Genomic DNA, 1,514 nt, shown 5'->3' on the forward strand with positions numbered 1-1,514 from the left:
AGATGTTCGGTTAGCAGGTAATAGGCCGCGACTGCGCCGATGACAAGATAGCCAATCGCGAAACGGGAGCGCCAGAAACTAGGTGGCGTTTCATGGTTTTCATGTGGGTGTTCCATATACGGCCCTCCAGAAAAGGGTGGAGAGCGGAACGGATGGACTCATTGCAGAGTCATTCTGCTCCGCTCAGTATGCTTATTTGCCGTCACGAGGGTGGTAGTGCTTGTCTTGGGCTGGCATAGCATCTTCCCGCGGTGACTTTTCCGAAGCCTTCCCGGCTGCCGGCTTCATTGGCATACCCGACTTCATATGTGGACATTCCTTCATGGGCATTCCTTCTTTCATCGACATGCATTCCTTCATCGGCATATCCTTCTTCATGGGCATGTCTTTCTTCATTGGCATTTCCTTGTCCATGGACTTTTCGTGATCAATAGCCATAACCGGAAACGCAACGATGATGGCGGTGGATAGCAGAACAGACAGAACAGATTTCTTCATGACAGACTCCTTGAATGATGGCTTTGTCCTTTTCGGGCCTCAGCCTTGAGGTGGCTGGAGCGCCCGCCCCAGCCACAAACTACGGTGGTACTCAGTTCGCAAGCTCAACTTGGGTTACGGTCAGCGCACCGTTGATCTTGTCGGCAGCAAAATTCACCTTGTCACCGACCTTGACCTTGTCCAGCATGGCGGCTTCCTTGACACGGAACACCATGGTCATGGGCGCCATGTCCAGATTGACCAGGGGGCCATGCTTGATGGTGACCTTGCCAGCTTCCTTGTCGATCTTCTTGATTTCGCCGCTTGATAGCACTGCCGGCGCAGCAGCCGCTGCTTTCTCGGGGTGGTGGGCATCATCCGCATAGGCCACCGAAGACAATGCCATGCTCAGTGCAACCAAAGTGGTAGTAATCAGTTTCATGTTGAGACTCCTTTAGTAGGGGGATTTACTTGACGGCAACCTTGCCAGCCATACCGGCTTCAAAGTGACCGGGTTGCAGACAGGCAAAGTCAAACGTTCCTGCATTGGCGAATTTCCAGATGAACTGCCCGGTTTTGCCGGGGTCGACCTGCACCTGGTTCGGGTCGTCGTGCTCCATCTCCGGATGCTTGCGCATCTGTTCAGCATGCGCCTTCAACTCCGCGACAGAGCCCAGGACCATTTCATGGCGCACCTGGCCGCTGTTCTTGACAAGGAATTTGATGGTTTCACCCTTCTTGACTTCGATTTTTGCGGGAGTGAAACGCATGTTGTCCGTCATGTCGACATTGACCGTACGAGTCACTTGACTTGCCTTACCAGGTTTACCGATGGAAGCCGCATGGCCGCCATGACTGTGGCCTGCGTCGGCGTATGCGATGGTGCTGCCTGCTGTCAATGCCGCCATCGAGACAAGAGTGCTGATAACAAAGTGCTTGGGGGATTTCATGGTGTTTCCTTTCTAGTTAATGGTTGTGGCTGCCGCTACCCTTGCGGGCCTTCATGACGGTGTCGCCCGGGTTGATGGAAGTCCTTG

Annotated in this window: 3 protein-coding genes; all 3 read right to left on the bottom strand. The window is 53.8% G+C overall.

Features of this window, described 5'->3' with window-relative positions; translation table 11 throughout:
• Window positions 1–192: 192 nt before the first annotated feature.
• On the bottom strand, window positions 193–498 hold the full coding sequence (locus Q8R75_RS12505) for a hypothetical protein (protein ID WP_305613250.1): 306 nt from the start codon (window positions 496–498) through the stop codon (window positions 193–195).
• Window positions 499–589: 91 nt separating this feature from the next.
• On the bottom strand, window positions 590–919 hold the full coding sequence (locus Q8R75_RS12510) for a copper-binding protein (protein ID WP_305613249.1): 330 nt from the start codon (window positions 917–919) through the stop codon (window positions 590–592).
• A gap of 25 nt (window positions 920–944) precedes the next feature.
• Window positions 945–1,427: a cupredoxin family protein gene (locus Q8R75_RS12515; RefSeq protein ID WP_305613248.1), complete on the bottom strand. Its 483-nt coding sequence runs from the start codon at window positions 1,425–1,427 to the stop codon at window positions 945–947.
• Window positions 1,428–1,514: the final 87 nt, after the last annotated feature.

This window comes from Methyloversatilis sp. (assembly GCF_030696805.1).
Lineage (GTDB): Bacteria > Pseudomonadota > Gammaproteobacteria > Burkholderiales > Rhodocyclaceae > Methyloversatilis.